This is a genomic window from Ferdinandcohnia salidurans (assembly GCF_042680725.1).
Taxonomy (GTDB): Bacteria; Bacillota; Bacilli; order Bacillales; family Bacillaceae_L; genus Ferdinandcohnia; species Ferdinandcohnia salidurans.
In genome coordinates this window covers 483,237-507,815 of record NZ_JBHUEK010000025.1, presented here as the reverse complement: position 1 = coordinate 507,815, position 24,579 = coordinate 483,237, and the positions used below count along the sequence as shown (strand labels likewise).

Annotated in this window: 24 protein-coding genes and 1 pseudogene; 22 read left to right on the top strand and 3 right to left on the bottom strand. The window is 40.4% G+C overall.

The annotated features are described in order from the left end of the window. The first annotated feature begins 83 nt into the window (after window positions 1-83). The 10 genes and pseudogenes from atpE to ACFSFW_RS16790 all read left to right on the top strand — a co-directional run. A complete protein-coding gene (gene atpE, locus ACFSFW_RS16835; protein ID WP_099354581.1) occupies window positions 84-299 on the top strand; it encodes a F0F1 ATP synthase subunit C in 216 nt (71 codons plus the stop codon). A gap of 196 nt (window positions 300-495) precedes the next feature. Further along, window positions 496-1,020 carry a F0F1 ATP synthase subunit B gene (atpF, locus tag ACFSFW_RS16830; RefSeq protein WP_388039982.1) on the top strand — a complete coding sequence of 175 codons (525 nt, stop codon included), beginning with the start codon at window positions 496-498 and terminating at the stop codon, window positions 1,018-1,020. Further along, on the top strand, window positions 1,017-1,553 hold the full coding sequence (locus tag ACFSFW_RS16825) for a F0F1 ATP synthase subunit delta (protein WP_099360908.1): 537 nt from the start codon (window positions 1,017-1,019) through the stop codon (window positions 1,551-1,553). Before atpF ends, ACFSFW_RS16825 begins: the two co-directional genes overlap by 4 nt. Window positions 1,554-1,571: 18 nt before the next feature. After that, window positions 1,572-3,083, top strand: a complete 1,512-nt coding sequence (atpA, locus tag ACFSFW_RS16820; RefSeq protein ID WP_388039980.1) for a F0F1 ATP synthase subunit alpha — start codon at window positions 1,572-1,574, stop codon at window positions 3,081-3,083. A gap of 112 nt (window positions 3,084-3,195) precedes the next feature. Further along, window positions 3,196-4,053, top strand: coding sequence for a F0F1 ATP synthase subunit gamma (locus ACFSFW_RS16815; protein ID WP_388039978.1), 858 nt, complete (start codon window positions 3,196-3,198; stop codon window positions 4,051-4,053). A gap of 93 nt (window positions 4,054-4,146) precedes the next feature. Then, complete coding sequence (gene atpD / locus ACFSFW_RS16810; protein ID WP_099360910.1) at window positions 4,147-5,568, top strand: F0F1 ATP synthase subunit beta; 1,422 nt, start codon at window positions 4,147-4,149, stop codon at window positions 5,566-5,568. A 25-nt stretch (window positions 5,569-5,593) separates the two neighbouring features. Continuing rightward, complete coding sequence (locus tag ACFSFW_RS16805; protein ID WP_388039976.1) at window positions 5,594-5,998, top strand: F0F1 ATP synthase subunit epsilon; 405 nt, start codon at window positions 5,594-5,596, stop codon at window positions 5,996-5,998. 319 nt (window positions 5,999-6,317) lie between these two features. Continuing rightward, window positions 6,318-6,857 carry an RNA polymerase sigma factor gene (locus tag ACFSFW_RS16800; RefSeq protein ID WP_388039974.1) on the top strand — a complete coding sequence of 180 codons (540 nt, stop codon included), beginning with the start codon at window positions 6,318-6,320 and terminating at the stop codon, window positions 6,855-6,857. Further along, the gene (locus ACFSFW_RS16795; RefSeq protein WP_388039972.1) at window positions 6,833-8,137 is read left to right on the top strand and encodes a DUF4179 domain-containing protein; all 1,305 of its coding nucleotides are present in this window, start codon (window positions 6,833-6,835) and stop codon (window positions 8,135-8,137) included. Before ACFSFW_RS16800 ends, ACFSFW_RS16795 begins: the two co-directional genes overlap by 25 nt. Window positions 8,138-8,143: 6 nt before the next feature. Then, window positions 8,144-8,341 (top strand): annotated as a pseudogene (locus tag ACFSFW_RS16790) (ATP synthase delta/epsilon chain alpha-helix domain-containing protein); the annotation flags it as partial. 72 nt (window positions 8,342-8,413) lie between these two features. Here ACFSFW_RS16790 and ACFSFW_RS16785 read toward each other — a convergent pair. The 3 genes from ACFSFW_RS16785 to ACFSFW_RS16775 are packed head-to-tail and all read right to left on the bottom strand — an operon-like array spanning window position 8,414 to window position 12,068. After that, window positions 8,414-9,529 (bottom strand): Ger(x)C family spore germination protein, encoded by a 1,116-nt coding sequence (locus tag ACFSFW_RS16785; protein ID WP_388039970.1) that lies wholly within the window; start codon window positions 9,527-9,529, stop codon window positions 8,414-8,416. Between the two features lie 3 nt (window positions 9,530-9,532). After that, window positions 9,533-10,996 (bottom strand): spore germination protein, encoded by a 1,464-nt coding sequence (locus ACFSFW_RS16780; RefSeq protein WP_388039969.1) that lies wholly within the window; start codon window positions 10,994-10,996, stop codon window positions 9,533-9,535. Continuing rightward, the gene (locus ACFSFW_RS16775) at window positions 10,968-12,068 is read right to left on the bottom strand and encodes a GerAB/ArcD/ProY family transporter (RefSeq protein ID WP_388039967.1); all 1,101 of its coding nucleotides are present in this window, start codon (window positions 12,066-12,068) and stop codon (window positions 10,968-10,970) included. Before ACFSFW_RS16775 ends, ACFSFW_RS16780 begins: the two co-directional genes overlap by 29 nt. Before the next feature lie 731 nt (window positions 12,069-12,799). Between ACFSFW_RS16775 and ACFSFW_RS16770 the strand changes: the two genes are divergently transcribed. The 12 genes from ACFSFW_RS16770 to ACFSFW_RS16715 all read left to right on the top strand — a co-directional run bounded on the left by ACFSFW_RS16770 (window position 12,800) and on the right by ACFSFW_RS16715 (window position 24,190). Next, window positions 12,800-13,177 carry an NADH-quinone oxidoreductase subunit A gene (locus ACFSFW_RS16770; protein WP_099360914.1) on the top strand — a complete coding sequence of 126 codons (378 nt, stop codon included), beginning with the start codon at window positions 12,800-12,802 and terminating at the stop codon, window positions 13,175-13,177. After that, window positions 13,168-13,680 (top strand): NuoB/complex I 20 kDa subunit family protein, encoded by a 513-nt coding sequence (locus ACFSFW_RS16765; RefSeq protein WP_099354573.1) that lies wholly within the window; start codon window positions 13,168-13,170, stop codon window positions 13,678-13,680. Before ACFSFW_RS16770 ends, ACFSFW_RS16765 begins: the two co-directional genes overlap by 10 nt. Before the next feature lies 1 nt (window position 13,681). Beyond that, a complete protein-coding gene (locus ACFSFW_RS16760; RefSeq protein ID WP_388039965.1) occupies window positions 13,682-14,998 on the top strand; it encodes an NADH-quinone oxidoreductase subunit C in 1,317 nt (438 codons plus the stop codon). A gap of 3 nt (window positions 14,999-15,001) precedes the next feature. Continuing rightward, a complete protein-coding gene (locus ACFSFW_RS16755; protein ID WP_099360916.1) occupies window positions 15,002-16,102 on the top strand; it encodes an NADH-quinone oxidoreductase subunit D in 1,101 nt (366 codons plus the stop codon). Further along, window positions 16,102-17,103 (top strand): NADH-quinone oxidoreductase subunit NuoH, encoded by a 1,002-nt coding sequence (gene nuoH / locus ACFSFW_RS16750; protein WP_099354570.1) that lies wholly within the window; start codon window positions 16,102-16,104, stop codon window positions 17,101-17,103. Before ACFSFW_RS16755 ends, nuoH begins: the two co-directional genes overlap by 1 nt. Before the next feature lie 262 nt (window positions 17,104-17,365). Beyond that, window positions 17,366-17,785 carry an NADH-quinone oxidoreductase subunit NuoI gene (gene nuoI / locus ACFSFW_RS16745; protein ID WP_010677182.1) on the top strand — a complete coding sequence of 140 codons (420 nt, stop codon included), beginning with the start codon at window positions 17,366-17,368 and terminating at the stop codon, window positions 17,783-17,785. Then, window positions 17,782-18,297 carry an NADH-quinone oxidoreductase subunit J gene (locus ACFSFW_RS16740; protein WP_388039964.1) on the top strand — a complete coding sequence of 172 codons (516 nt, stop codon included), beginning with the start codon at window positions 17,782-17,784 and terminating at the stop codon, window positions 18,295-18,297. Before nuoI ends, ACFSFW_RS16740 begins: the two co-directional genes overlap by 4 nt. Then, window positions 18,294-18,608, top strand: coding sequence for an NADH-quinone oxidoreductase subunit NuoK (nuoK, locus tag ACFSFW_RS16735; protein ID WP_388039962.1), 315 nt, complete (start codon window positions 18,294-18,296; stop codon window positions 18,606-18,608). Before ACFSFW_RS16740 ends, nuoK begins: the two co-directional genes overlap by 4 nt. A 119-nt stretch (window positions 18,609-18,727) precedes the next feature. Further along, complete coding sequence (gene nuoL / locus ACFSFW_RS16730; protein ID WP_388039960.1) at window positions 18,728-20,596, top strand: NADH-quinone oxidoreductase subunit L; 1,869 nt, start codon at window positions 18,728-18,730, stop codon at window positions 20,594-20,596. Further along, window positions 20,593-22,104 (top strand): NADH-quinone oxidoreductase subunit M, encoded by a 1,512-nt coding sequence (locus ACFSFW_RS16725; RefSeq protein WP_388039958.1) that lies wholly within the window; start codon window positions 20,593-20,595, stop codon window positions 22,102-22,104. The genes nuoL and ACFSFW_RS16725 overlap by 4 nt, the downstream gene beginning before the upstream one ends. Window positions 22,105-22,108: 4 nt before the next feature. Next, window positions 22,109-23,620 carry an NADH-quinone oxidoreductase subunit NuoN gene (gene nuoN, locus ACFSFW_RS16720; protein ID WP_388039956.1) on the top strand — a complete coding sequence of 504 codons (1,512 nt, stop codon included), beginning with the start codon at window positions 22,109-22,111 and terminating at the stop codon, window positions 23,618-23,620. A gap of 333 nt (window positions 23,621-23,953) precedes the next feature. Next, window positions 23,954-24,190 (top strand): DUF1146 family protein, encoded by a 237-nt coding sequence (locus ACFSFW_RS16715; RefSeq protein WP_304213890.1) that lies wholly within the window; start codon window positions 23,954-23,956, stop codon window positions 24,188-24,190. Window positions 24,191-24,579: the final 389 nt, after the last annotated feature.

The window sequence follows — 24,579 nt, the reverse complement described above, 5'->3', positions numbered from 1 at the left end:
AAGACTTGTCCAAAATGAGACTTTTTGGACAACAAAAATAAACTACTATTATTTTTTTATACAATTAAAGGAGGACTATTTCAATGGGTTTATTAGCAGCAGCAATTGCAATTGGTTTAGCGGCACTAGGTGCTGGTATCGGTAACGGTCTTATCGTATCTCGTACAGTTGAGGGGATTGCTCGTCAACCAGAAGCACAAGGTAAACTTCAAACTACTATGTTCATCGGGGTTGCGTTAGTTGAGGCGATTCCTATCATCGCGGTTGTTATCGCGTTTATGGTATTCGGTGCTAACTAATTAGTAACATTTCTCGGAGCCTTCCTTTATAAAAGTGAAGGCAACATTAACAAAATGGCGAAGATCATTCCAAGAGAACCTTCGCCATTCCTTTGTATAAACCAAACTTTTTTTAAATAATTGTGCGTATTGGCGCACGTTTGATGAAAATAAGGACTTCCATTCGACCTGGAACTCGCAGAAGGAGGGAATATAGGTGTTAGATCTTTTTGTCTTAGGCGCTGCCGCTGGTAAATTACCAGTCAACCTTGGTGATATTATCTTCCAATTAGTTGTATTCATCATTTTATTAGCGTTACTTCGTAAATTTGCGTTTGGTCCAATCATGAACATCATGAAACAACGTGAACAACATATCGCGAATGAAATTGATACTGCAGAACAAAATCACCAAGAAGCGAAAAAATTAGCAGAAGAACAACGTGAGCTACTTAAGAAATCACGTACTGAGGCTGCTGAGTTAATCGAAAATGCACGTAAGTTAGGTGAAGAGCAGAAAGATGGAATTATCCAAGCTGCTCGTGAGGAAGCAAACCGTTTAAAGGAAGCTGCAAAACAGGAAATCGTTCAAGAAAAAGAACAAGCTGTTACAGCTTTACGCGAACAGGTTGCATCACTATCTGTGTTAGTTGCTTCTAAGGTTATCGAAAAGGAACTTAGCCTTGAAGATCAAGAGAAGTTAATTAACGAATATATTCAAGAGGTAGGAGAAGGGCGATGAGCAGAGGGATCGTAGCAAAGCGATATGCAGTAGCTCTTTTTCAATTAGCAAGTGAACAAAATGCACTTGACCAATACGAAGAAGAAATTCGCACGGTTAAACAAGTGTTTTCAAACAGTGATGAATTCCAAACTGTGTTAAGAAATCCAAAGCTTTCAGTCGATAAGAAAAAAGCGATTGTAACACAATCCTTCCAAGGATTTTCTCAGATGACATTAAACACTCTACATTTACTTATTGACCGTCATCGTGAGGATATCATCGCAGACGTTGCGGATGAATTTATCACATTAGCAAATGACAAGCGCGGTGTTGCTGATGCAACAGTATACTCTGTACGTCCTTTAACAGACTCAGAGGAATCAGGAATCTCAAGCGTATTTGCTAGTAAAGTTGGAAAGACATCATTACGTATTCAAAATATTGTAGATCCTAGTCTGATTGGTGGCGTGAAGCTTCGAATCGGAAATCGTATATTTGATGGAAGTGTAAAAGGTAAGTTAGAACGCTTAGAGCGTGAACTTATCCGCTAAAAGATAGGGGTGAAATTCATGAGCATCAAAGCTGAAGAAATTAGTGCGCTGATAAAAAAGCAAATTGAAAACTATCAGTCTGAAATACAAGTGAGCGAAGTTGGTACAGTTATCAGTGTCGGTGACGGTATCGCACGTGCTCATGGCCTCGACAATGTCATGGCTGGAGAACTCGTTGAATTTTCAAACGGTGTCATGGGTATGGCACAAAACCTTGAAGAAAACAACGTTGGTATTATCATCCTTGGTCCTTTCACAGACATTCGTGAAGGTGACGAAGTACGTCGTACAGGACGTATCATGGAGGTTCCAGTTGGTGAAGCATTGATCGGCCGTGTTGTAAACTCTCTAGGACAACCAGTTGATGGTCTTGGTCCAATCGAAACTACTAAAACTCGTCCAATCGAAAGTCCAGCTCCTGGTATCATGGACCGTAAATCTGTTCATGAACCACTACAAACTGGTATTAAAGCGATTGACGCATTAATTCCGATTGGTCGTGGTCAGCGTGAGTTAATCATCGGTGACCGTCAAACAGGTAAAACATCTGTTGCAATCGACACAATCCTTAACCAAAAGAACGAAAATATGATCTGTATTTACGTTGCAATTGGTCAAAAAGAATCAACAGTACGTGGTGTTGTTGAAACTTTACGTAAAAACGGTGCATTAGATTACACAATCGTTGTAACTGCTTCTGCATCTCAACCAGCTCCAATGTTATTCTTAGCTCCATATTGTGGTGTAACAATGGGCGAAGAGTTCATGTACAATGGCAAGCACGTTTTAGTTATTTATGATGACTTAACAAAACAAGCTTCTGCATACCGTGAACTTTCACTATTACTACGTCGTCCTCCAGGTCGTGAAGCATATCCAGGGGATGTTTTCTACCTACACTCTCGTCTATTAGAACGTGCTGCAAAGCTTTCTGACGAAAAAGGTGGCGGATCTATCACAGCTTTACCGTTCATTGAAACACAAGCTGGTGACGTATCTGCGTACATTCCAACAAACGTTATCTCGATTACTGACGGACAAATTTTCTTACAATCTGACTTATTCTTCTCAGGTGTACGTCCTGCCGTTAACGCAGGTTTATCCGTGTCACGTGTTGGTGGGTCAGCGCAAATTAATGCGATGAAGAAGGTATCAGGTACATTACGTCTTGACCTTGCTTCTTACCGTGAACTTGAAGCATTCGCTCAGTTCGGTTCAGATCTTGATAAAGCAACTCAAGCGAAACTTAACCGTGGTGCTCGTACAGTAGAAGTATTAAAACAAGGTCTAAACAAGCCACAAGCAGTAGAAAAGCAAGTTGCGATTCTATATGCATTAACTCGTGGATTCTTAGATGATATTCCAGTAGAAGATATCTCTCGTTTCGAAGCAGAATACTTCGTATGGTTAGAGCATAACCGTAAAGCTGAAATCTTTGATCACATTAAGTCAACTGGTAAGCTTCCAGATGATGAAGTATTTACTTCTGCAATCAATGATTTCAAAAAGACATTTGCTGTTTCTGAATAATAAAGACAAAGCTTAAGCGACGCGCAATGCGTGCGTCGCTTATCTGAATAAAGCTAGGAAGACTCGGTTCCAAAGCGTTTACGAATAATCGAGGAAAAGGTGGTGAGAACCTTTGGCATCCTTACGTGATATAAAAACAAGAATCACTTCAACAAAGAAAACAAGTCAAATTACTAAAGCGATGCAGATGGTTTCAGCATCTAAGTTTAGCCGTGCTGAAGCAAATGCAAAATCGTTTGTTCCTTATATGGAAAAAATTCAAGAGGTCGTTGCGAATATCGCAGTAGGTAGCTCGGATGCGAGTCATCCAATGTTAACTCACAGACCAATTAAAAAGACTGCTTATATCGTCATTACGTCTGACCGTGGATTAGCTGGTGCATATAACAGTAACGTGATTCGTGGTGCATACCAAGCGATGCAAAAACGTCATAAAAGCACAGACGAGTTCACAGTAATTGCAATCGGTCGTGTTGGCCGAGACTTCTTTGTAAAAAGAGGCATTTCTGTTAGCTTAGAAATCGCTGGTTTATCTGATCAGCCATCTTTTGCTGAAATTAAAGATATTGCTAATGCAACTGTGAACATGTTCACGGATGGTACGTATGATGAGCTTTACATGTGGTATAACCACTTTGTAAGTGCGATTCAACACGATGTAACGGAGAAAAAGCTACTTCCATTAACGGATTTAGCTGCAAACAACAAACAAACTTCTTATGAATTTGAACCTTCACAAGAAGATATCTTAGAGGTATTGCTACCTCAGTATGCTGAAAGTCTCATCTACGGAGCACTTTTAGATGGAAAAGCAAGTGAACACTCAGCTCGTATGACTGCGATGAAAAATGCGACAGACAATGCAAAAGAGCTTATCGACTCACTTACTCTTTCATACAACCGTGCACGTCAAGCGGCAATTACGCAAGAAATTACGGAAATTGTCGGTGGAGCAGCAGCACTCGAATAGGAACATTTACAACATAAGATAGATTTAGTATGGCATTCAAAATGAGCGATAAAAATTTGAATGACCTCGAAAAGTAAGTTAGGAGGGAAAACGATGACAAAAGGACGCGTTACCCAAGTTATGGGTCCTGTTGTAGACGTACAGTTTGACAGCGGCCATCTTCCTGAGATATATAACGCCCTTACTATTAAACATAGTGCGCGTGACGAAAATGAAGTTAACATCGAATTAACATTAGAAGTTGCGCTTCACCTAGGTGATGATACTGTACGTACAGTTGCGATGTCATCTACTGACGGTGTAGTTCGTGGATTAGAGGTTACTGATACTGGTAAACCGATTTCAGTACCAGTTGGTGATGTAACACTAGGACGTGTATTTAACGTTCTAGGAGAAAGCATTGACCTTGATGCACCAGTACCTGCTGATGCACGTCGTGATGCAATTCATAGAGAAGCACCAACATTCGAACAACTTTCAACTGAGGTTGAGATTCTTGAAACTGGTATTAAGGTAGTAGACCTTCTTGCTCCATATATTAAAGGTGGAAAAATCGGTCTATTCGGAGGTGCCGGAGTTGGAAAAACAGTTCTTATCCAAGAGCTTATCAACAACATCGCACAAGAACACGGTGGTATTTCCGTATTCGCTGGTGTAGGTGAGCGTACTCGTGAAGGAAACGACTTATACTACGAAATGAAAGACTCTGGAGTTATCACAAAAACAGCGATGGTATTCGGACAAATGAACGAACCACCAGGTGCACGTATGCGTGTAGCTTTAACAGGTCTTACAATGGCGGAATACTTCCGTGATGAGCAAGGCCAAGACGTGTTATTCTTTATTGATAACATTTTCCGTTTCACTCAAGCCGGTTCTGAAGTATCAGCCCTACTTGGTCGTATGCCATCTGCGGTTGGTTACCAACCAACTCTAGCAACTGAGATGGGTAAATTACAAGAACGTATTACATCAACAAACGTTGGATCTGTAACGTCAATCCAAGCGATTTACGTTCCTGCCGATGACTATACTGACCCGGCTCCAGCTACAACGTTTGCTCACTTAGATGCAACAACAAACCTTGAGCGTAAGCTTTCTGAGATGGGTATTTACCCAGCGGTGGATCCATTAGCATCTACTTCTCGTGCTTTATCTCCTGAGGTTGTTGGCGAAGAGCACTACAATGTTGCACGTCAAGTCCAACAAACATTACAACGTTACCGTGAACTACAAGATATCATCGCAATCCTAGGTATGGATGAGTTAGGTGATGAGGATAAGTTAATCGTGCACCGTGCACGTCGTGTCCAATTCTTCTTATCTCAAAACTTCCACGTTGCGGAGCAGTTCACTGGACAACCAGGTTCATACGTACCAGTTAAAGAAACTGTTCGTGGATTCAAGGAAATCCTAGAAGGAAAATACGATTATCTTCCAGAAGATGCGTTCCGTCTAGTTGGTCGAATTGAAGAAGCAGTAGAAGCTGGAAAGCGCATGGGTGTTGAAGCATAATTAACGGGACCTAGGAGGGTATAAAATGAAGACAGTAAAAGTCAATGTCGTGACTCCTGATGGCCCAGTTTATGAAGCTGATGTTGAAATGGTAAGTGCCAAAGCTCAAAGTGGTGAGCTTGGTATCCTACCAGGACATATTCCTATGGTTGCTCCTCTCCAAGTAGGGGCAGTTAGACTTAAGAAGGAAGGCAACACTGAACTTGTGGCTGTAAGTGGAGGCTTTCTCGAGGTTCGTCCTGACCAAGTAACAATCCTTGCTCAAGCTGCAGAAACAGCTGAAGCGATTGACGTTGAACGTGCTAACGAAGCAAAAAAGCGCGCTGAACAACGCTTGCAGGCGAAACAAGATAATGTAGATTTTAAACGAGCTGAGCTCGCTTTAAAACGTGCCATCAATCGATTAAACGTAACACAAAATAAATACTAATTTTAGTATAAGAACCCCCAGAGGCTGATGTCTCTGGGGGTTTTTGTCGTTATGGGTGGTCAAGTCATAGGATACCGCGCGGAATACAGCAATCGTCGATAGAAACGAATTTACGCCGAAGAAAGGAATATTTCTGGTTTCCGGAGAAAATCAATAGATGTGAAAAAACATATGTTTTTACTTAGTTTAAAAATCCGGAGCTGGATGTAGGTATTAAAACGAACTTGGTCATTACATAGGAGATTTTTTATGTTTGTTGAAACCTTTTACCTTTTTCTTGTATCTAAGGATTAGGATGATTCGGAAAGGAGAGCATACTTTGGATATATCAAAAGAGGTGAAAAAGGCAAGGCGTGGGAGCAAGTCTTCCTTTGAGAAATTGATTATGGGACATAAGCTTTTGATGTATCGTGTTGCGAAGACGATTTTAATGAATGATGAAGATTGTGCCGATGCGATGCAGGAAGCGATCATCAAGGCATATCAAAAAATCGATACTTTAAGAGAACCTGCATATTTTAAAAGCTGGCTATGCCGAATTGTTTTGAATGAATGCTACCAGCTGTTAAGGCAGAAAAAGAATGTCGTAAATATGGAGGAATGGCTAGAACCACAAATAATGGAATCTGGATATGAGGAATTTGAAGTTGAACAGATGCTCTGTAAACTTTCAGAAGATCAATCACAATTGTTGAAGCTCTTTCATATTGAGGGTATGTCGATATTGGAGTTGTCACAAATCTATGGGGTACCGGAAAATACAATAAAGACAAGATTACGTCGTGCACGTGAAAAAATGCGTGAGTTATGGGATGGAAAAGAGGAGGGTTCAGTATGGAAAAATGGGAAAAACAAGTAAGTCAGAAAGTAAACCCACAGATTCCTAAAAGTGTGGAGCAGCATATGAACAAAGCACTCCGTTCACTCCCGAATAAGAAGAGATTCCCACGCTTTTATTATACAGTTGCGGCAGTGTTTTTAATGGGCTTCCTTTTATTCGGGGTATCTTTTATGTCTCCAACTTTAGCTGAGACAATGAGGTCTGTACCAGTAATCGGATCTATTATTAAGATGGTTGGGGATGTTGGCACAAAGAAGGGGGAAGAAGAAGGGTTAACGACTTTATTGGGACAACAGGTGGAAATCAATGGGCAGCTGATTACTTTTACGGAGAGTCTTTATGATGGATCACAGATTCACATTGGGTATCTGATAGAATCTTATACACAAGGAAAGAACACATATCAAACTGACTTTTTGTCTGATTTACATTTTATGATTGATGGGAAGGGTGTTAGTTATGGTATGGGAGAACGCGGTGAAGTATTAGAAAATGGAGATTACGCAGGGGTAATAAGCATTAAAATTCATGAGGAGCTTCCTGAGAATTTCACTTTAGGAATTCAGTCTAATAAAGAGAAGTCGTTGGATGTGAGTTTTCCAATCAAAAAACAAGGAAATAATCGAGCGTTTTTAGTCAATGAGTTGGTAGAATCGAAGGATTTAACGATTCAGGTTGATAAGGTTACATTTTTCCCAACGAGCACAGAAATATCAATGCGTCTGATTATGGACGAGAAAACTTACAATAATAAAAAGTATGAATGGATTGATTACCAGGTTGTTGATGACCAAGGGCGAGTGCTTCAGCCTTTAAGTGGGGGGGGAAGTGGAAGTCTGTCAAAGGGGAAATTTATAGAGACTTTGAATCATTATTTTGAGCCTCTAGAGAATACTCCAAAATCTATAACACTTAAACCATATTTAATAAATACTAGTGAGAAAAAAGCGGAAGAAGTTAGAGTGAAGTGGGAAGGAGAAATGCTGACACTACCTCAAGGTGGAATTGGAGAAACCACGGTTTTAGATATAAACAGTGAAAATGGTATAGTGAAGCTTACGGTAGAAACAACCGGAGATAACGCTTATTTACAGGCGAATAGTATATGGCTTGAGGACCAAAACGGAACAGCCTATTTTTCAGAGAATGCTCCAATAAGAGTGGAAGGCACAACAAATCAATATGTGATAGAGTGTGAAGCTGATCTATCTGTAGAGAATATCAAGGTGGTTACCTATAAACAAGAAGCACCGAATTATTTGGAGGAGCTAGAGGTGACGATTGAGTTTGAGGAGTAAATGTGAGTTCGGGAATATCAAGTAACAATCCTTGCTCAAGCTGCAAAAAACAGCTGAAGCGATTGACGTTGAACGTGCCAGCGAAGCAAAGAAGCGCGCTGATCAACGCTTGCAGGCGAAACAAGATAATGTAGATTTTAAACGAGCTGAGCTCGCTTTAAAAGTGCCATCAATCGATTAAACGTAACACAAAACAAATACTAATTTTAGTATAGAGAACCCCCAGAGGCTGTTGTCTCTGGGGGTTATTGTATTTAAATCGGTCCTTATTAAAACCTATCTTTTGTAATGTACAGTTTTAATAATGTTAACTTTAACATCAATCTTTTTAATCGAATCTTTGCTAACCGTGTTAATGGTAGCTAGATCCCATTCTTTTAAATGATACCGATATGCCTTTTCGCTTATATTTAATAGATCCGTTTGGATAGCTTCGCTTTTCTCTATAGTTTTTACTAGCTCTTTTTTTATTTTCTTTTCTACTTCCTTTGTAATTTCACCATAGCTAAGATTATCCTGATTTTGTGCAATTTGAGCATTCATTTTTATAGTTAAGCGATAGCTAGGTGTGGAGCCCCTATCTACCTTAATAATAAAACTAGGATTCTGCATAATTAAACTGACTTTATCTTCAAATAGATGATATGGAATGTTGTCTGCTTCTTTGGATAACCACTTTAATCCTACTAAGTCTTTTTTAGCTACCCACCCTTTGAATTGCTGCTTTGAAACTGCAAACCCACCTGTTACCACCGCAATCTTATTCTTTTTATCCTCCTCTGAGAAATTTGTATCGTTTAATGAAAGAGAAGGGATGATAAAGGACCCAGTCGGCTGATAGTAGGAGGAAATAAAACGATTATATTCTTTGATCGGGATAATCAATGAGTTCTTTGTAAGTGAATCGGGTTTGTGAATAATTGTGTAAACGGATGGGAAGTTAAAGAAACTTTCACCTGATAAGATTTCTTTGACATTTTCTCTAGTGCCAAAAAACCAGAGATTGTATCGGAAGAAAGGGTTTTGACCGATAAATTCAATAACGGACTCCAATTGATCCTTTATTACACTTTCACTTAAAAGGATGGTATTAACATGTCCATAATAAAATGGCAGTGGTGCATTTTGCTCTAGTTTTTTTAAGGCAGCATGTAAGCTTTTCGCTTTAGCTTCACCAATTAAATTAGGGACAGATTGTTGAAGTGAAGTCGCACCTTCCTGTTTTGCGATATTTGCAAAATTTTGTGCTTGGGTATAGACAATAAATTCGCCATCTACGTAATCAATCCCTATTCCTGTAATATATGCTTGACTTTGAATTTCTTTCGCGCCACATCCGACAAGAGTAACAAGTACATTCCATATCATTATAACGAGAAGAGTTTTTTTCATAATTTACTCCTTTTGTGTTTCACGATCAGGATCTACGGGATCGAATGCTTGGTTCCTTTTCTTCATAAAAGGAAAGGGAAGCCTTATAAAACTTTTGATAATATCCCCAATTTTAGGTCGAGATAGGTTCGTCAAATAAGGATAACCAAAGCTTTCTAAAGAAACGAGTGAAGTCATAATAATGAAAAAGGCAATGAAAAAACCATATAACCCTAGGAATGAAGAGATCAATAAGACAAAGAAACGCAAGATCACGATATTGTTTGAAATGGTTTGATTGATCAGTATGTAACCAGAAATGACGGTAATCGAGATGACAACAAGACAAGAAGGAGATGTTAAGCCAGCTCGAATCGCTGCATCTCCAATAAATAATCCACCTAGAACCGCAACCGTTTGTCCAACTGGTTTTGGGAGACGAACCCCAGCCTCTTTAAATAATTCAAATAAGGCGAGCATCAAAAATGTCTCCATTGGAGCAGATAGAGGGAGACCTAATCGAGAGGCCGATATCGTTGCGACGAGTGAATAAGGCAGCTGGTCAATTTGAAAGGTGATTAAAGAAATATAAAATCCAGGTAGAAAAATGGTGATAAGGAGCGCGATGAACCTAAATATCCGAACAACACTGATGTAATAAAAACTATCGTGCATATCTTCAGGTGAAAATAAGGTTTGGTTAAAACTTGTGGGACCTATCAAGCATGATGGACTCCCATCTACTAAAATGACAAATCTCCCTTGAGTTAATGCTCTCGCTGAAAAATCAGGTCTTCCCGTATGGTCCATTAGGGGGAAGAGAGAATAAGTATTATCAAATAGTCGTTCCTCGAGTAGATAGCTGCTAATGAGGATATCCACGTTAATGGATTCAATTCGTTTTTTGACTTCTTCTAATATAGACGGATTGATAATATCATCCATATAATACAGGACTACTTTTGTTCTACTTCGTTCTCCGATGGAGTATTCAATACTTTTTAAAGAAGATGTTTTTAACCTTTGACGGATTAATGCCATATTATCGGAAATATTTTCAACAAATCCATCTCGGGGTCCCCTAATAGAAGATTCTAGATTTGATTCTTCAGGACTTCTCTTTGGAAATTTAGATACTGGGATAAAAAATAAGTCATTCAAATCATGACTAAAAACAAGTAATTCACCTGAGTATAGTTTTTCTTCTATCTCTTTTTTTGCATGGGTTATATCTTTAACCTTACTTATCTCGAGAACATTGCTTAATAATTCATAGGTTAAAAATCCATTCGATTCCCATACATCGTATATGGTTGGAAAAATGACTTCATTCATATTATTTATATCGACTAAATGGGGGCAATACATATATTTCAAAGTGAAATCTCCATACGTTTTCTCTTTTACTACAATATCTGAAGAATTTTCAAACCAACTCTTTAGCTGGTTTATGTTGAATTCAACTTTGTTCGTTTGTACTTTCTCCATGTTGTTCACCCACCGAATGAATCAATAGTAAAAAAATTAGTAAGATACCAATTTGCATTCCAAGGTTAAAAGGAAAATAGACATTTTTTATAAATAAAAAAAAGGAATGTGCATCCCATGGGATGTAAACGCCTAAGAAAAGAATCAAATAAAGGGTTGGAAGTATCCATGTTGAACTTCTTCCATAAGTAAAGAGCTTTTTGGCAATAAACATAGATAAACTTATTCGAACAAAAGCCCCTGAAAGCCACTGGAAGATGGATAGAAAATCTAATCTGGTAATGTGTTCACCTATCTTTAACAGTCGCCACTCCTCATAAGCTGGATTTCTTAATTTTGCCGCCTCATGTGGTCCAAATTCAGATAAGGCTCCTGTAAGGGGTCCCAATATTAAAAATACAAGCATGATCCCAGTTAGGATGAGCCATTTAGCCTTAAGTTTATCTTTAATAAATGGGGTTAAAAACAATAAAAAAACGATATCAAATAAACCAGAGCATGAATACAGTATTCCTTGTAAAAATTCGCTGTACCCATTTTCAAAAATGGGAAATAACAATTCATAATCCTTACTGGGTGTATTTCCGATTCCGACTATAAATCCAAATATAGATACAATGGGCAAGGATAGAAAAGAGATTGTACTAATCGTCAGTAATCCTTTCGACGAAGCAAAATAGCACACCAAAGCGAACATGATGATAATTACAAAATCCGGAGTATCAAGGGTATAGTTCCCTTTTGCCCATATAAATGTGTACTTTAACGTAATCATGGCTACGAGAAAAAAATAAGACCCGAGTATAACGGTTAGTAAAGTGTTAATCCATTTAAATCTCACTTTTTTTCTAAGCAATGAAAGTATGTCTGGTTGTCTATTTATTTTTTTATAGAGATAGAAGACAAATAGGATCCAGCCAATGAATGGAATCGTGCTGAAAATAACACTTAACCAAGAATCCCTGTTCGAGGTGGATAAGAGTACGGGAATAATCAGGACATGTACCATAAATCCAGTAGACATTATCATAAGTACATAGATATGAACTGCGCTAATCAGCTTTCCATTCATTTGGAGCCACCTTAATATCCATTATTTCCTATTATAGGTTTTACGTTGAAGATAATCATTATGCATAACTACCCCTTGATTTCATAGCTTTTGTTGTTTTTGGACAATAATTTTAAATTAAGGCTGATAATTTTCGTTTATGGACAATACCCTATAAGTATAGGACGATATTTAACATTTATGGACAATAGGGTTTTGGGGGGATTGAATGGAGTTGGAGTGTTAATCTTACCGTCAAAAGGAATAAATGTATGTAGTGAGGATATGAATAATGTGTAATCGTACCCTCATGTTGGTGAAAATGCTTGTGTGATGGTATGAAAAGGGGTTATTTGTACCCTCATGAACGAGTAGTTGTTTGAGTGGGGGTACGAAAACCGTGTAATCATACCCTCGGAGTAAATGGATTGCTTGGTTGAGGGTATGAAAAAATACAATCACATTATTGAAAATGTACATCCCTCCTAGTGTTCTATGAAAATAGAAATTACTGTTTTGATGAACTTAAATTTTCATCATTTCAGCGCTTGCTGAAACCGTAAAATACAGAAAAAATGGCTTGGAAATGCAAGCCTTTTCTGCGTACTTTTACTTTATTTGTCTTAAATGGTAATTTCGTAGAATAAGTGCCAGGTTTGGTCGACACTAGGCTGGGAAAAGTGCTATAATGTATTCGGTTACATTTATAATATTTTGTTAATAAAATATTGGGGGATATCGGAGGGGGCTACATGGAGGATCTGTTGAATCAGTATTTGAATAATTACTTGATTGTGGTTGTCTTCTTGTTGTTGGGGATTCTACTCCCGATTGTGGCGTTGTTTTTGGGGAAGTTGCTGCGTCCACATGCACCGAGTGAGGAGAAGGCTACTACATATGAGAGTGGGATTGAGCCATTCCATGATTCTCGTGTACAGTTTAATGTACGCTATTATATTTTTGCGTTATTGTTTGTTATTTTTGATGTTGAGACTGTATTTTTATATCCATGGGCAGTTGCCTACGAAAAACTCGGGATTTTCGCATTAGTTGAGATGTTGATTTTCGTTGTTATGCTCGTTATCGGCTTAGTATATGCTTGGAAGAAGGGCGTGTTAAAATGGATTTAAAAATGGATGGAATTTCAGATTTAGAGATGGAAGAGTTAAAGAGAAGTGTATTTATGACGACGCTGGAGCAGGTGAAAGGTTGGGCGCGAAGTAATTCGTTGTGGCCACTTACATTTGGTCTGGCTTGTTGTGCGATTGAAATGATGGGGACAGGTTCTTCCCATTATGATTTAGATCGGTTTGGTTCCTTTTTCCGTACGTCTCCACGTCAGTCCGATTGCATGATTGTATCGGGTACAGTGACTAAGAAGATGGCACCGGTTTTAAAGAGATTGTATGACCAGATGCCAGAACCAAAATGGGTCATTGCAATGGGGTCTTGTGCAACGGCAGGGGGTCCTTATGTGAAGTCGTATGCGGTTGTGAAAGGGGTAGACCAGATTGTGCCTGTTGATGTGTACATCCCGGGTTGTCCACCAAATCCAGCTGCACTTATTTACGGGATTAATAAATTAAAAGAGAAGATTCGCTATGAGGCTAAAACGGGGAAGAAGGTGATTTAGCGTGAGCGAAGAAAAAGACCTGGAACAACTTAAGCGGGAGGCAGCAGTTTCTAATGAAGATTCAGAATCATCTGAAGAGGTAGATATGGACCTTGCGAAAGCAAAAGCGGCAGCGGCAGCGAAGGCGAAGGCCGCAGCATTAGCGAAGCAAAAAGCAGCGGAAGCCGCATCAGCGGACAAGTCGGAAGCAGATGACAAGGCAACTGCGAAAGCGAAAGCAGCCGCGGCAGCAAAGGCGAAGGCCGCAGCACTAGCGAAGCAAAAAGCAGCAGAAGCCGCTTCATCGAACACGACGGAAGCGGATGACAAGGCAACGGCGAAAGCGAAAGCAGCCGCGGCAGCGAAGGCGAAGGCCGCAGCATTGGCGAAGCAAAAAGCAGCAGAAGCTGCATCAGCGGACACGTCGGAAGCGGACGACAAAGCAACGGCGAAAGCGAAAGCAGCAGCGGCAGCGAAGGCGAAGGCCGCGGCGTTAGCGAAGCAAAAAGCGGCTGGTGGAGCATCGGGTGAGGATGACTTAGCGAAGGCGAAGGCAAAGGCAGTTGCGGCAGCGAAAGCGAAGGCTGCAGCACTGGCGAAGCAGAAAGCGGCTGAAAAAGCGGGTGAAGGATCATCAGATGATGAGCTAGCAAAAGCGAAGGCGAAAGCTGTAGCAGTAGCAAAGGCAAAAGCGGCGGCAGCAGCTAAAGCCAAAGCGGCAGCCGGTGGTGGTGGCGACGATCTTGCGAAGGAAAAAGCGAAAGCAATCGCAGCAGCCAAGGCAAAGGCAGCGGCAGCAGCAAAAGCGAAAGCTGCGGCGGGCGGAGCGCCTGAAGAAGAAGCAGAAGAGGCAACACCGTCTCCTAACCAAAAATATTTGGATAAGTACGTGAAAGTAATTACGGAGCACATAGGTGGGGACGTTTTAGAAGATTCTTATATTAATACATTATCAAAAGATGTGCCAACACTTGTTGCAAAACCGGATACATATTATAAGGTTGCACAGTTTTTAAAGTTCAATGAACAGCTTGGATTCGATTATCTATCGGAACTCCATGGTACAGACTTCCAAACACATATGGAAATATATGTTCATTTGTTCTCTTATAAAAACCGTCAATCTGTTGCGTTAAAAGTGAAGCTTGACCGCGATGAGCCAACGACCGCATCCCTACAGCCTTTATGGGAAGGGGCAAATTGGCCAGAGCGTGAAACATTTGATTTGCTCGGGATAAAATTTGAAGGACATCCAAATTTAACACGAATCCTATTGCCAGACGACTGGGTGGGACATCCGCTTAGAAAAGACTATGAACCGTTTGACGTGGAGGTGTAGCATATGATTCGTACAGAAGAAATGCTCCTAAACGTAGGGCCACAGCATCCAAGTACGCACGGCGTATTCCGTCTTGTTGTTAAAATTGACGGAGAAATCATCACAGAAGCTACACCCGTAATTGGATACCTACACCGTGGAACAGAAAAACTTGCAGAGGACTTGCAATACACACAAATCATTCCGTACACAGACAGAATGGACTATTTGTCAGCGATGACCAATAACTATGTACTTTGTCATGCGGTTGAAACAATGATGGACATTGAGGTTCCTGAGCGGGCTGAGTATTTACGGATCCTCGCAATGGAATTGGGAAGAATTGCGAGTCACCTTGTATGGTGGGGGACATATTTACTTGATATCGGAGCAACAACACCTTTCCTTTATGCGTTTAGAGAAAGAGAAATGATTATTAATCTACTAAATGAGCTTTCTGGGGCAAGACTGACGTTTAACTACATGCGTGTAGGTGGGGTTAAATGGGATGCTCCTGAAGGCTGGATTGAAAAGGTTAAGGAATTTGTTCCATATATGAGGTCACAGCTTCCAGGGTATCACCAGCTCGTAACAGGAAATGAAATTTTCCGGGACCGTGTTATTGGAGTTGGAAAGTACACGAGGGAAGATGCATTAAATTACTCTCTAAGTGGTACAAATCTTCGTTGTACAGGTGTCAAATGGGATCTTAGAAAAGATGAGCCATATTCAATCTATGACCGCTTTGATTTTGACGTACCAACGAGAGACGGTGGAGATGCATGGGCACGTTATCACTGCCGTATGGAAGAGATTGAGGAATCTCTTAAAATAGTAGAACAGGCTGTGGAACAATTTCCTGAAGAAGGGCCGATTATGGCAAAGGTTCCGAAAATCATTAAAGCACCCAAAGGTGAAGCATATGTACGAATTGAATCACCACGTGGAGAAATTGGCTGCTATATTTCGAGTGATGGTAAAAAAGAACCGTATCGATTGAAATTCAGACGTCCGTCATTCTACAATCTCCAAATCCTCCCGAAACTTTTAAAGGGAGAGAATATGGCAAACCTAATCACCATTTTAGGTGCAATAGACATTGTCCTCGGGGAGGTTGACGGCTAATGATAGAAAACCTACTGAATTCACCTCCGAGTTGGCTGAATTTTGGTATTTTCTTTTTACTTGCAACCGTCTTACTTTTAGTCATCCTAGGATTCGTTACTTATGGAATCCTTGCAGAGCGTAAGGTGATGGGCTTTATGCAAGCGCGTCAGGGTCCGAACCAAGTAGGGGGACGCTGGGGGCTTTTACAAACAGTGGCTGACGTATTAAAGCTTCTTTTAAAGGAAGACGTGATCCCAAAAGTTGCGGACCGTCCCTTGTTTATTCTTGCACCTGTGCTGGCGTTTGCTCCAGCCTTCATGGTTGTAGCAGCACTTCCGTTTACGGAAAGCTATAAATTTGCAGATATTGGGGTGGGCTTGCTCTATTACATTGCCGTATCTGGACTCACAACGATTGGAATTGTCGCCGGTGGTTGGGCATCGAATAACAAATATGCCCTCATGGGAGGAATGCGTGCAGCGGCACAGATGATTTCCTATGAAATTCCGCTGGTGATGTCAGTGATTGGGGTTATTTTATTATCTGGAAGCTTGAATCTTTCTGATATTGTGGAAGCTCAGGATAAGGTTTGGTTTATTTTTGCACAGCCGATTGCCTTTATTGTGTTTTTTATCGCGTCTGTTGCCGAGTTAAACCGTGTGCCATTTGACTTACCTGAAGCAGAATCAGAGATTGTTGCTGGTTTCCATATTGAGTATTCGGGATTTAGATGGGCCTTCTTTATGCTTGCCGAATATGTGTATATGTTTGCGATGGCAGCCTTAACGACAGTTCTTTTCTTAGGAGGCTGGAAACCAGTCTTATTCTTAGACTTTATTCCAGGTGCCGTATGGTTCTCCTTGAAGTTTAGCTTGGTAATCTTTGTCTTAATCTGGTTCCGTTCCACCTTCCCGCGTTTACGTGCGGACAGACTAATGGAGTTCGGTTGGAAAGTACTACTTCCAATCGCATTAGCAAACATTTTCTTATCAGCTTTAATTAAGGAATTATTTTTCTAGGCTCTTTTCTAAAAGGTTGTTGCTTTTTGATAAGTGTGCAAACCTAGTTGATTGGAGCGTAAGGTGGCGACTCCAGCGGGAAAAGCGTGAGACTTGAGACCCCGCAGGAGCAGCAGCGACGAGGAGGCTCAAGCCACGCCCGCGGAAAGCGTCCACCTGAAGCGGAAGTCAACGATATAATAAACAACAATGTTTGCGAAAACAGCGTTTTTCTAAAAAGGAATACGTGTACTGAAACTACCTTATAAAGGGGTGACAAACTATGTTTGGCTTGCTGAAAGGGATGAAATACACCCTTAATCAATTAACCTATAAAAAAGTCACATATGATTATCCGAATGAACCTCTACCACTACCAGATCGCTTTCGTGGTATTCAAAAATTTTATCCGGAAAAATGTATCGTATGTAATCAATGTGCCAACATTTGTCCAACCGATTGTATCCAGCTAACCGGGAAAAAACACCCTGACCCGACCAAAAAAGGGAAGATTATTGATACCTATGATATTAATTTTGAAATTTGTATTCTATGTGACCTTTGTACAGAGGTTTGCCCGACAGAAGCAATCGTTATGACAAACAACTTCGAACTAGCAGAATACAGTCGTGATGACTTATTTAAAAACCTCGAGTGGTTAGATGAAAATGATACGAACGTGCGAAAGGAGAATAAAGCGTGACTGGAGAATTTTTAGCATTCATAGTCCTAGCAATTAGTGCGATTGGCGGCGGTATATTAATGCTGAACCTCCAAAAGGTCATCCACATGGTAATCGCACTTGTATTCACCTTCATTAGTATCGCAGGTTTGTATGTGATGCTTCACGCGGAATTTGTTGCAGCTGTGCAAGTTTTAATTTACTCAGGGGCCATCACGATTTTAATGCTCTTCGGTATTATGCTGACGAAACATAATGACACAAATGAACCAAAAGTAAGTCGTGGTCGAACCTTTCTTGTTCTTTTTGGAATCCTTGCATTTGGTATTGCTGTTTACCTTGGCATTTACGATTTGGATTTTGGGGGGCAAGCGACAGACCTACACGTGAACAATACGGAGAAGATTGGAATTGAGCTTTATGCAAAATACGTGATTCCATTTGAATTAACATCAGTTGTCTTACTTGTGGCGTTAGTAGGGGCGATCATTTTAGCGAAAAAAGACAATGAAGAGGAGGCGAATGAGGAATGAGTTCAGTTCCATTAGCAGCCTACCTTATCCTCGCGTTAATTTTATTTTGTATTGGTCTTTACGGGGCATTCACAAAAAGAAATACAGTTATTGTGTTAATTTCAGTTGAATTGATGCTAAATGCAGTAAATATCAATTTCGTGGCTTTTAGTAAATACGGAATGGTCCCTGGAATTACGGGTCAAATTTTCTCACTGTTTACGATCGCCATTGCGGCAGCTGAATTTGCTGTTGGTCTAGCTATTCTGATGGCATTGTACCGAAATAAACGCACAGTAAATATTGATGAAATGAATACGATGAGGCATTAATTTAGCCTTTGGTGGAGAACAAAACGCTAAGTCGTATGCGATAAAGTACCGGTAAAGGCTGTGGAACCAAATGTTCTGCTATGCCTAAGCCGCAAGCCAAAGAAGGGGATTGTGATACGATGATGGAAAATGCATGGATCATACCGCTTTTCCCGCTTATCTCTTTTTTGTTCCTTCTTATATTCGGTAAACGATTGAAGGAGTCGAGTGCGTATCTTGGCATTCTGCTAACATTTATTTCATTCGTCTACTCGGTGTTGGTTCTCATTTCGAGACTTGGGAACCCAACATACAAATATGAGAGCACGTGGTTATCAATTGGGGATGTTCACTTAACAGCGGGGTTTGAAGTCAATCAATTAAATGCACTTATGTTAGTGGTAGTATCGCTTGTCAGTTTTTTAGTACATATGTATTCAAAAGGGTATATGCATGGTGATGAGCGCTTTCCTGTCTTTTATGCGTACCTTGGGTTATTTACCTTTGCGATGTTAGGCTTGGTCATTTCTCCAAACCTTCTCCAAACGTATATTTTCTGGGAGCTTGTTGGACTTGGTTCATTCCTATTAATTGGTTTCTATTTCTATAAGGAAGAAGCAAAAGCTGCAGCAAAGAAAGCGTTTATTATGACGCGTATCGGGGATGTTGGCTTATTAATTGGGATGATTCTATTATTCTGGCAAGTTAATAGCTTTGAATATGATGAAATTTTTCGCGCTGTCGGTGCTGGAGATATTTCGTCAACCATGATCACCTTAACTGCGATTTTAATTTTTGTGGGGGCTGTTGGTAAATCGGGTCAATTCCCACTTCACACGTGGTTGCCGGATGCGATGGAAGGTCCGACACCTGTATCAGCTTTAATTCACGCAGCTACAATGGTTGCGGCAGGGGTTTATTTAGTGGCAACGACTTATCCTTTATTTGCTGCTAGTGATGCCGCGTTGATGACAGTTGCAATTATCGGAGGAATTACCGCCATTTTTGCAGCATCAATAGGGTTAGCACAAAAGGATATAAAACGTGTCCTGGCATATTCTACGGTGAGTCAGCTCGGCTATATGATGCTTGCATTAGGATCTGCCGGGTATGTTGCAGGAGTATTCCATTTAATGACACATGCTTTCTTTAAAGCGTTGTTGTTCTTGGCAGCGGGTAGCGTCATCCATGCTGTTCATACACAGAACATTGAGGAAATGGGCGGTTTATGGAAAAAGCTTCGCATTACAGGTCCGTTATTCCTAATTGGAACCTTAGCTATCAGTGGTGTTCCATTTTTCTCAGGATTTTTCAGTAAGGATGAAATCTTAATTGCAACCTGGGCACAAGGGAATTACGTGCTGTTCTGGTTAGCGGTGATTGCGGCTTTCTTTACTGCATTTTATATGTTCCGCTTGTTCTTCATGGTGTTCACTGGTGAGGCAAGAGGAAAACAAACAAATGTCAAAGAATCACCAAGTGTGATGACGATCCCGATGATTGTTCTTGGTGTTCTAGCGGTTGTAGCGGGATATGTGAATACACCTTGGTTTGGAACCTTTTTAGGGGATTGGTTAACAGAAGGTACAAACCTATATGGACCAAGTCATCATGAAGGGCCAGGCTGGATTATGGCTGTCGCAACATTTGCGTCCCTATTAGGTCTACTGCTTGCCTATGCGATGTATCAACGGAAGTCCATTTCAAGAGACTTTTTCAGCTCTCGCGCACCGATTATGTATAGCATCGTTTATAACAAATATTTTATTGATGAATTTTACAACAAGACCGTTGTCTACGCGACAAAGGTATGTAGTTTATTCCTTCGCTATATCGATGAATTTTTAGTCGGTGGCATTGTAAAAGGCGTGGCAATGGCAACACAAGGAGCCGGAAAGCTTGGAGCTAAGCTTCAAAATGGGCAAGTTCAAATGTACACTTCCGTTGCCTTTGTTGGATTAGCGATTTTACTACTGGTTGTGGCACTGACAGGGGGGTACTTAAGATGAGCTCATTTATTCTTTCACTTTTAGTATTCTTCCCGATTTTAGGTATTGCACTACTTGCTTTTGTACCAAAAACTGAGGAAAAAACGATTAAATTAGTTGGTGTTTTAGCTACCATACCTTCACTCGTATTGGCTCTTTATGTGTACGGGTTTTATACAGGTGGCGGAGACCTTTCAACGCTTAAGGAATCAGTCTATTGGTTTGGCTTTTTACCAAAAGGGAATCCGTGGGAAGTCAATTATGAGATGGGCCTAAACGGTCTAACCTTAGTACTCGTTCTTTTAACAACTGTGATCTCAACACTCGCTGCTATTGCATCCGTTCATATTAAAAAGGAATGGAAAGGCTATTTCATGCTCTTCCTTTTACTTGAACTAGGAATGCTTGGCGTATTTACAGCAGGGAACCTACTATTGTTCTTCGTGTTCTTTGAAATGACGCTAATCTCTACTTTCTTCCTCATTGGGAAGTGGGGATATTTTGAAAAAGAAAAAGCGGCGTTTAGCTTTTTAATCTATAACGGATTAGGTTCCGCGATCTTGCTGATTGTGATAATGATCATTTTTGCAAAGGCTGGAACAACGAATATTTCGGCACTGACGGCGATTTTTGCTAGCCCGGCTGATAGCTTGCCGATTCCAGGTACATTCTCTGAAGACTTAAAACTTGGATTATTGATTGCGATCATTATCGGATTTGGGATTAAATTACCGATTTTTCCACTTCATACATGGATGCTTCGTGTTCACGTACAAGCACCACCATCCATTGTCATGATTCACTCGGGAATCCTTTTGAAAATTGGAGCATACGGGATTATCCGCTTCGGAATGGGATTCTTCCCAGAAGAGTTCAGCACATTGGCACCAATTGTTGCTGTGCTTGGAGTAATCAATCTGCTATATGGAGCATTTTTAGCATTCGTCCAAAAAGACTTCAAAATGGTTCTAGCGTACTCAAGTATATCGCATATGGGAATTGTGTTGATTGGGCTTGGTGCGATGAATGAAGCGGGAGTGCAAGGAGCCGTATTCCAAGTTGTGTCACACGGCTTGATTTCAGCATTATTGTTCTTCTTAATTGGGGTCATGTACGAGCGAGCAGGAACGTCGTATATTGATAAGCTTGGTGGGCTTGCAAAAGTAATGCCACTAACGGCTGGATTCTTATTAGCAGCAGCAATGGCTTCACTTGGCTTACCAGGGATGTCCGGATTCGTTAGTGAATTCATGGCGTTCCTTGGGCTGTTTAAGGAAATGCCAGTTCTCGCTGCGGTTGGGGCAATCGGCATCATTATGACAGCTGTGTATTTACTCCGTGCTGTGTTAAATGTGACATACGGTAAGACCCTTCATTCCTATGAGGGAGCAGTTGATTTACGTCCAATTGAAATGGTACCCGTATTGGTGTTACTTGCGTTTATCGTATTGATTGGTGTTTATCCTAACGTGCTTACACAGCCACTTCAGGTTGCACTTGAAACGATCATGCTAGGGTTAGGGGGGTGAGCCGATGGATACAGAAACTTTACTAAGCTTTGATTGGGGAGTTATGGCACCTGAATTTATCATCCTCGGTGTTGCAACCCTTCTATCGTTACTGGATTTATTTATGGGAAAAGACAAGGACCGACGGCCACTAGGTTGGATTGGAATTGTGGGAATCCTTGTTGCAATCGGGTTTACGGTTTCCTTAATCGGAAATGATGTCACCTCGATTTTGTACGATACATTTAGACTTGATTCGTTTGCGATTGCTTTTAAATTAATATTATTAGTGGGAACAGGACTAGTTCTTTTACTTGCAATGAGCTATGAACCTGAAGAGGGAATGGTAGAGTATCGTGGTGAGTTTTACTACCTACTACTAGCCGCACTCTTAGGTACGATGATTATGACATCTAGTGCTGACTTGATTACATTATTTGTCGGGTTAGAATTGCTCTCGATTTCTTCCTATATATTAGCTGGACTTCGAAAACGCAATAAGTTATCAAATGAATCCGCGATGAAATATGTGATTAACGGAACGGTTTCTACAGCCATCTTTTTATTCGGAGTCAGTTATGTCTATGGACTCACTGGAACATCGAATTTAAGAGAGATTTTCAGAGCGTTCGGTAACCTTCAGGACCCGCAGCATATTTATCTTGTGGCACTTGCTTTGTTTATGATTATAGTAGGTCTTTCATTTAAAATTGCAGCTGCTCCATTCCATATGTGGGCACCTGATGTGTATCAAGGAGCACCAACTCCTGTTACTGCATTTTTAAGTGTTATTTCAAAGACAGCGGGCTTTGTTATTCTATTAAGAATGGTCGTGACAGGGTTCGTCCAAGCACCATCTGGAAACGCTGAAGCAGAATATTTATTGTTCCACCTACAAGATCTATTAGCAATTATCGCAGGTGCAACGATGATTATCGGTAATACCATCGCGCTTAGACAACGAAATATAAAGCGGATGATGGCATACTCAAGTATTGCCCACGCAGGATATCTATTAGTAGCATTTGTCGCTTTCTCTTATTTTATGATGGATGCGATTTGGTTCTATTTAGTTGCTTATCTCTTCATGAGCCTTGGATTCTTCGCGATTCTTCAGGTAATCACGCAGAAATCGGACTCAGAGGATATTAGTCAATTTGCTGGTTTATATAAGCGCTCACCCGTGTTAGCCGTTGCACTTGGCGTGTTTATCCTTTCATTAGCGGGTATCCCAGGAACGGCAGGCTTTATTGGAAAACTAGAGATTTTCATTGGAGCTTTTGTAACGAGTCCATCACATTATGTGCTGGCGTCGATTATGATTGCAACAACCGTTGTATCCTATTTCTATTACTTCGGTATTTTAACGCAGATGTTCTTTAGACCTGCAGCAGACGATGAGAAAATTAAATTACCTACAGGTGTGTTGATTGTCGTAATTGTTGCAGTGGTTGGAACAATTGGCTTTGGAATCTTCCCGGGTGTCGCCTTCGAATTCATCCAGCAATTCGAAAGCTTTGCGGATTTTATAGGATAAAATTTGGGTGGCAGCATGAAATGTTGCCATTCCCTTTTCAAACAAATAGGGGGGTATGACAAGAAGAGGTATGGGGATGCCTCTTCTTTTGTTTTGGAGTGTGGGACCAGGGACCCCGGGGACCAAGGGGACGGTTCTTGTGGTTCTCCATATAATGGAAAACTTAAGAATCCTCCCTGCTTGTGCGTTTTTTATCTGTGACCAGTAGAACCGTCCCTATGGTTCTTTAGCTTTTTGTAGGCTTGTTTTTGAGGACTTCTGGCATAGAAAATGCTAAAATGTAGTGGTGTGTGTTTCATACATATTTCCTTCTTATTGGAAAGGAGTAGGTTTATGTTAGCTGGATTTGGGTATCAAGCACTTATAAGTATTATTTCGCATTTGATTTTTATTGCAGTCACCTGGTGGGCACTGCAAAGCATTCGGTATGAGCATTTGGTGAAGCCGAATCATATATTTCAGGTGCGCGTTCTTCTCGTTCTTGTGACAATTGCGATTGGATCAACCGTCAGCAACTTTTTCTTAGATTATCTTCTTTGGTCACAACAATTACCAACTATCTTAAGTTAACTGTTACTAATTAATAATATATTCAAGAAGTTTAAGGTGAAAAATGTTCGAAGTAGTTTTCATCGGTCTCTCCACTACTTTCCACGTATTTCAGTGATACATCTGGAAAAAATGTAAGTAAGGAGAGGAAATTAAATAAGAGCACGAGTAATAATGCCTTTTTTTAAAACATTCCTTAGTATACCAATGGCATAGAAAAATACATTGGTTTTTGCTGGAAATAGAATACGAAGGAACAATAGGTTGATGATTTTCACGGAAGAAATCACCCCACGTGGTGGCCCGCAAGTTAGTCCCTTCTTGAAATGTCATCAAATATACTTACTTTTTCAAGATAGTTATCCGCATAAGTAAAACTGTCTAAAAAAGAAGACAAACCCTCAAAAAAA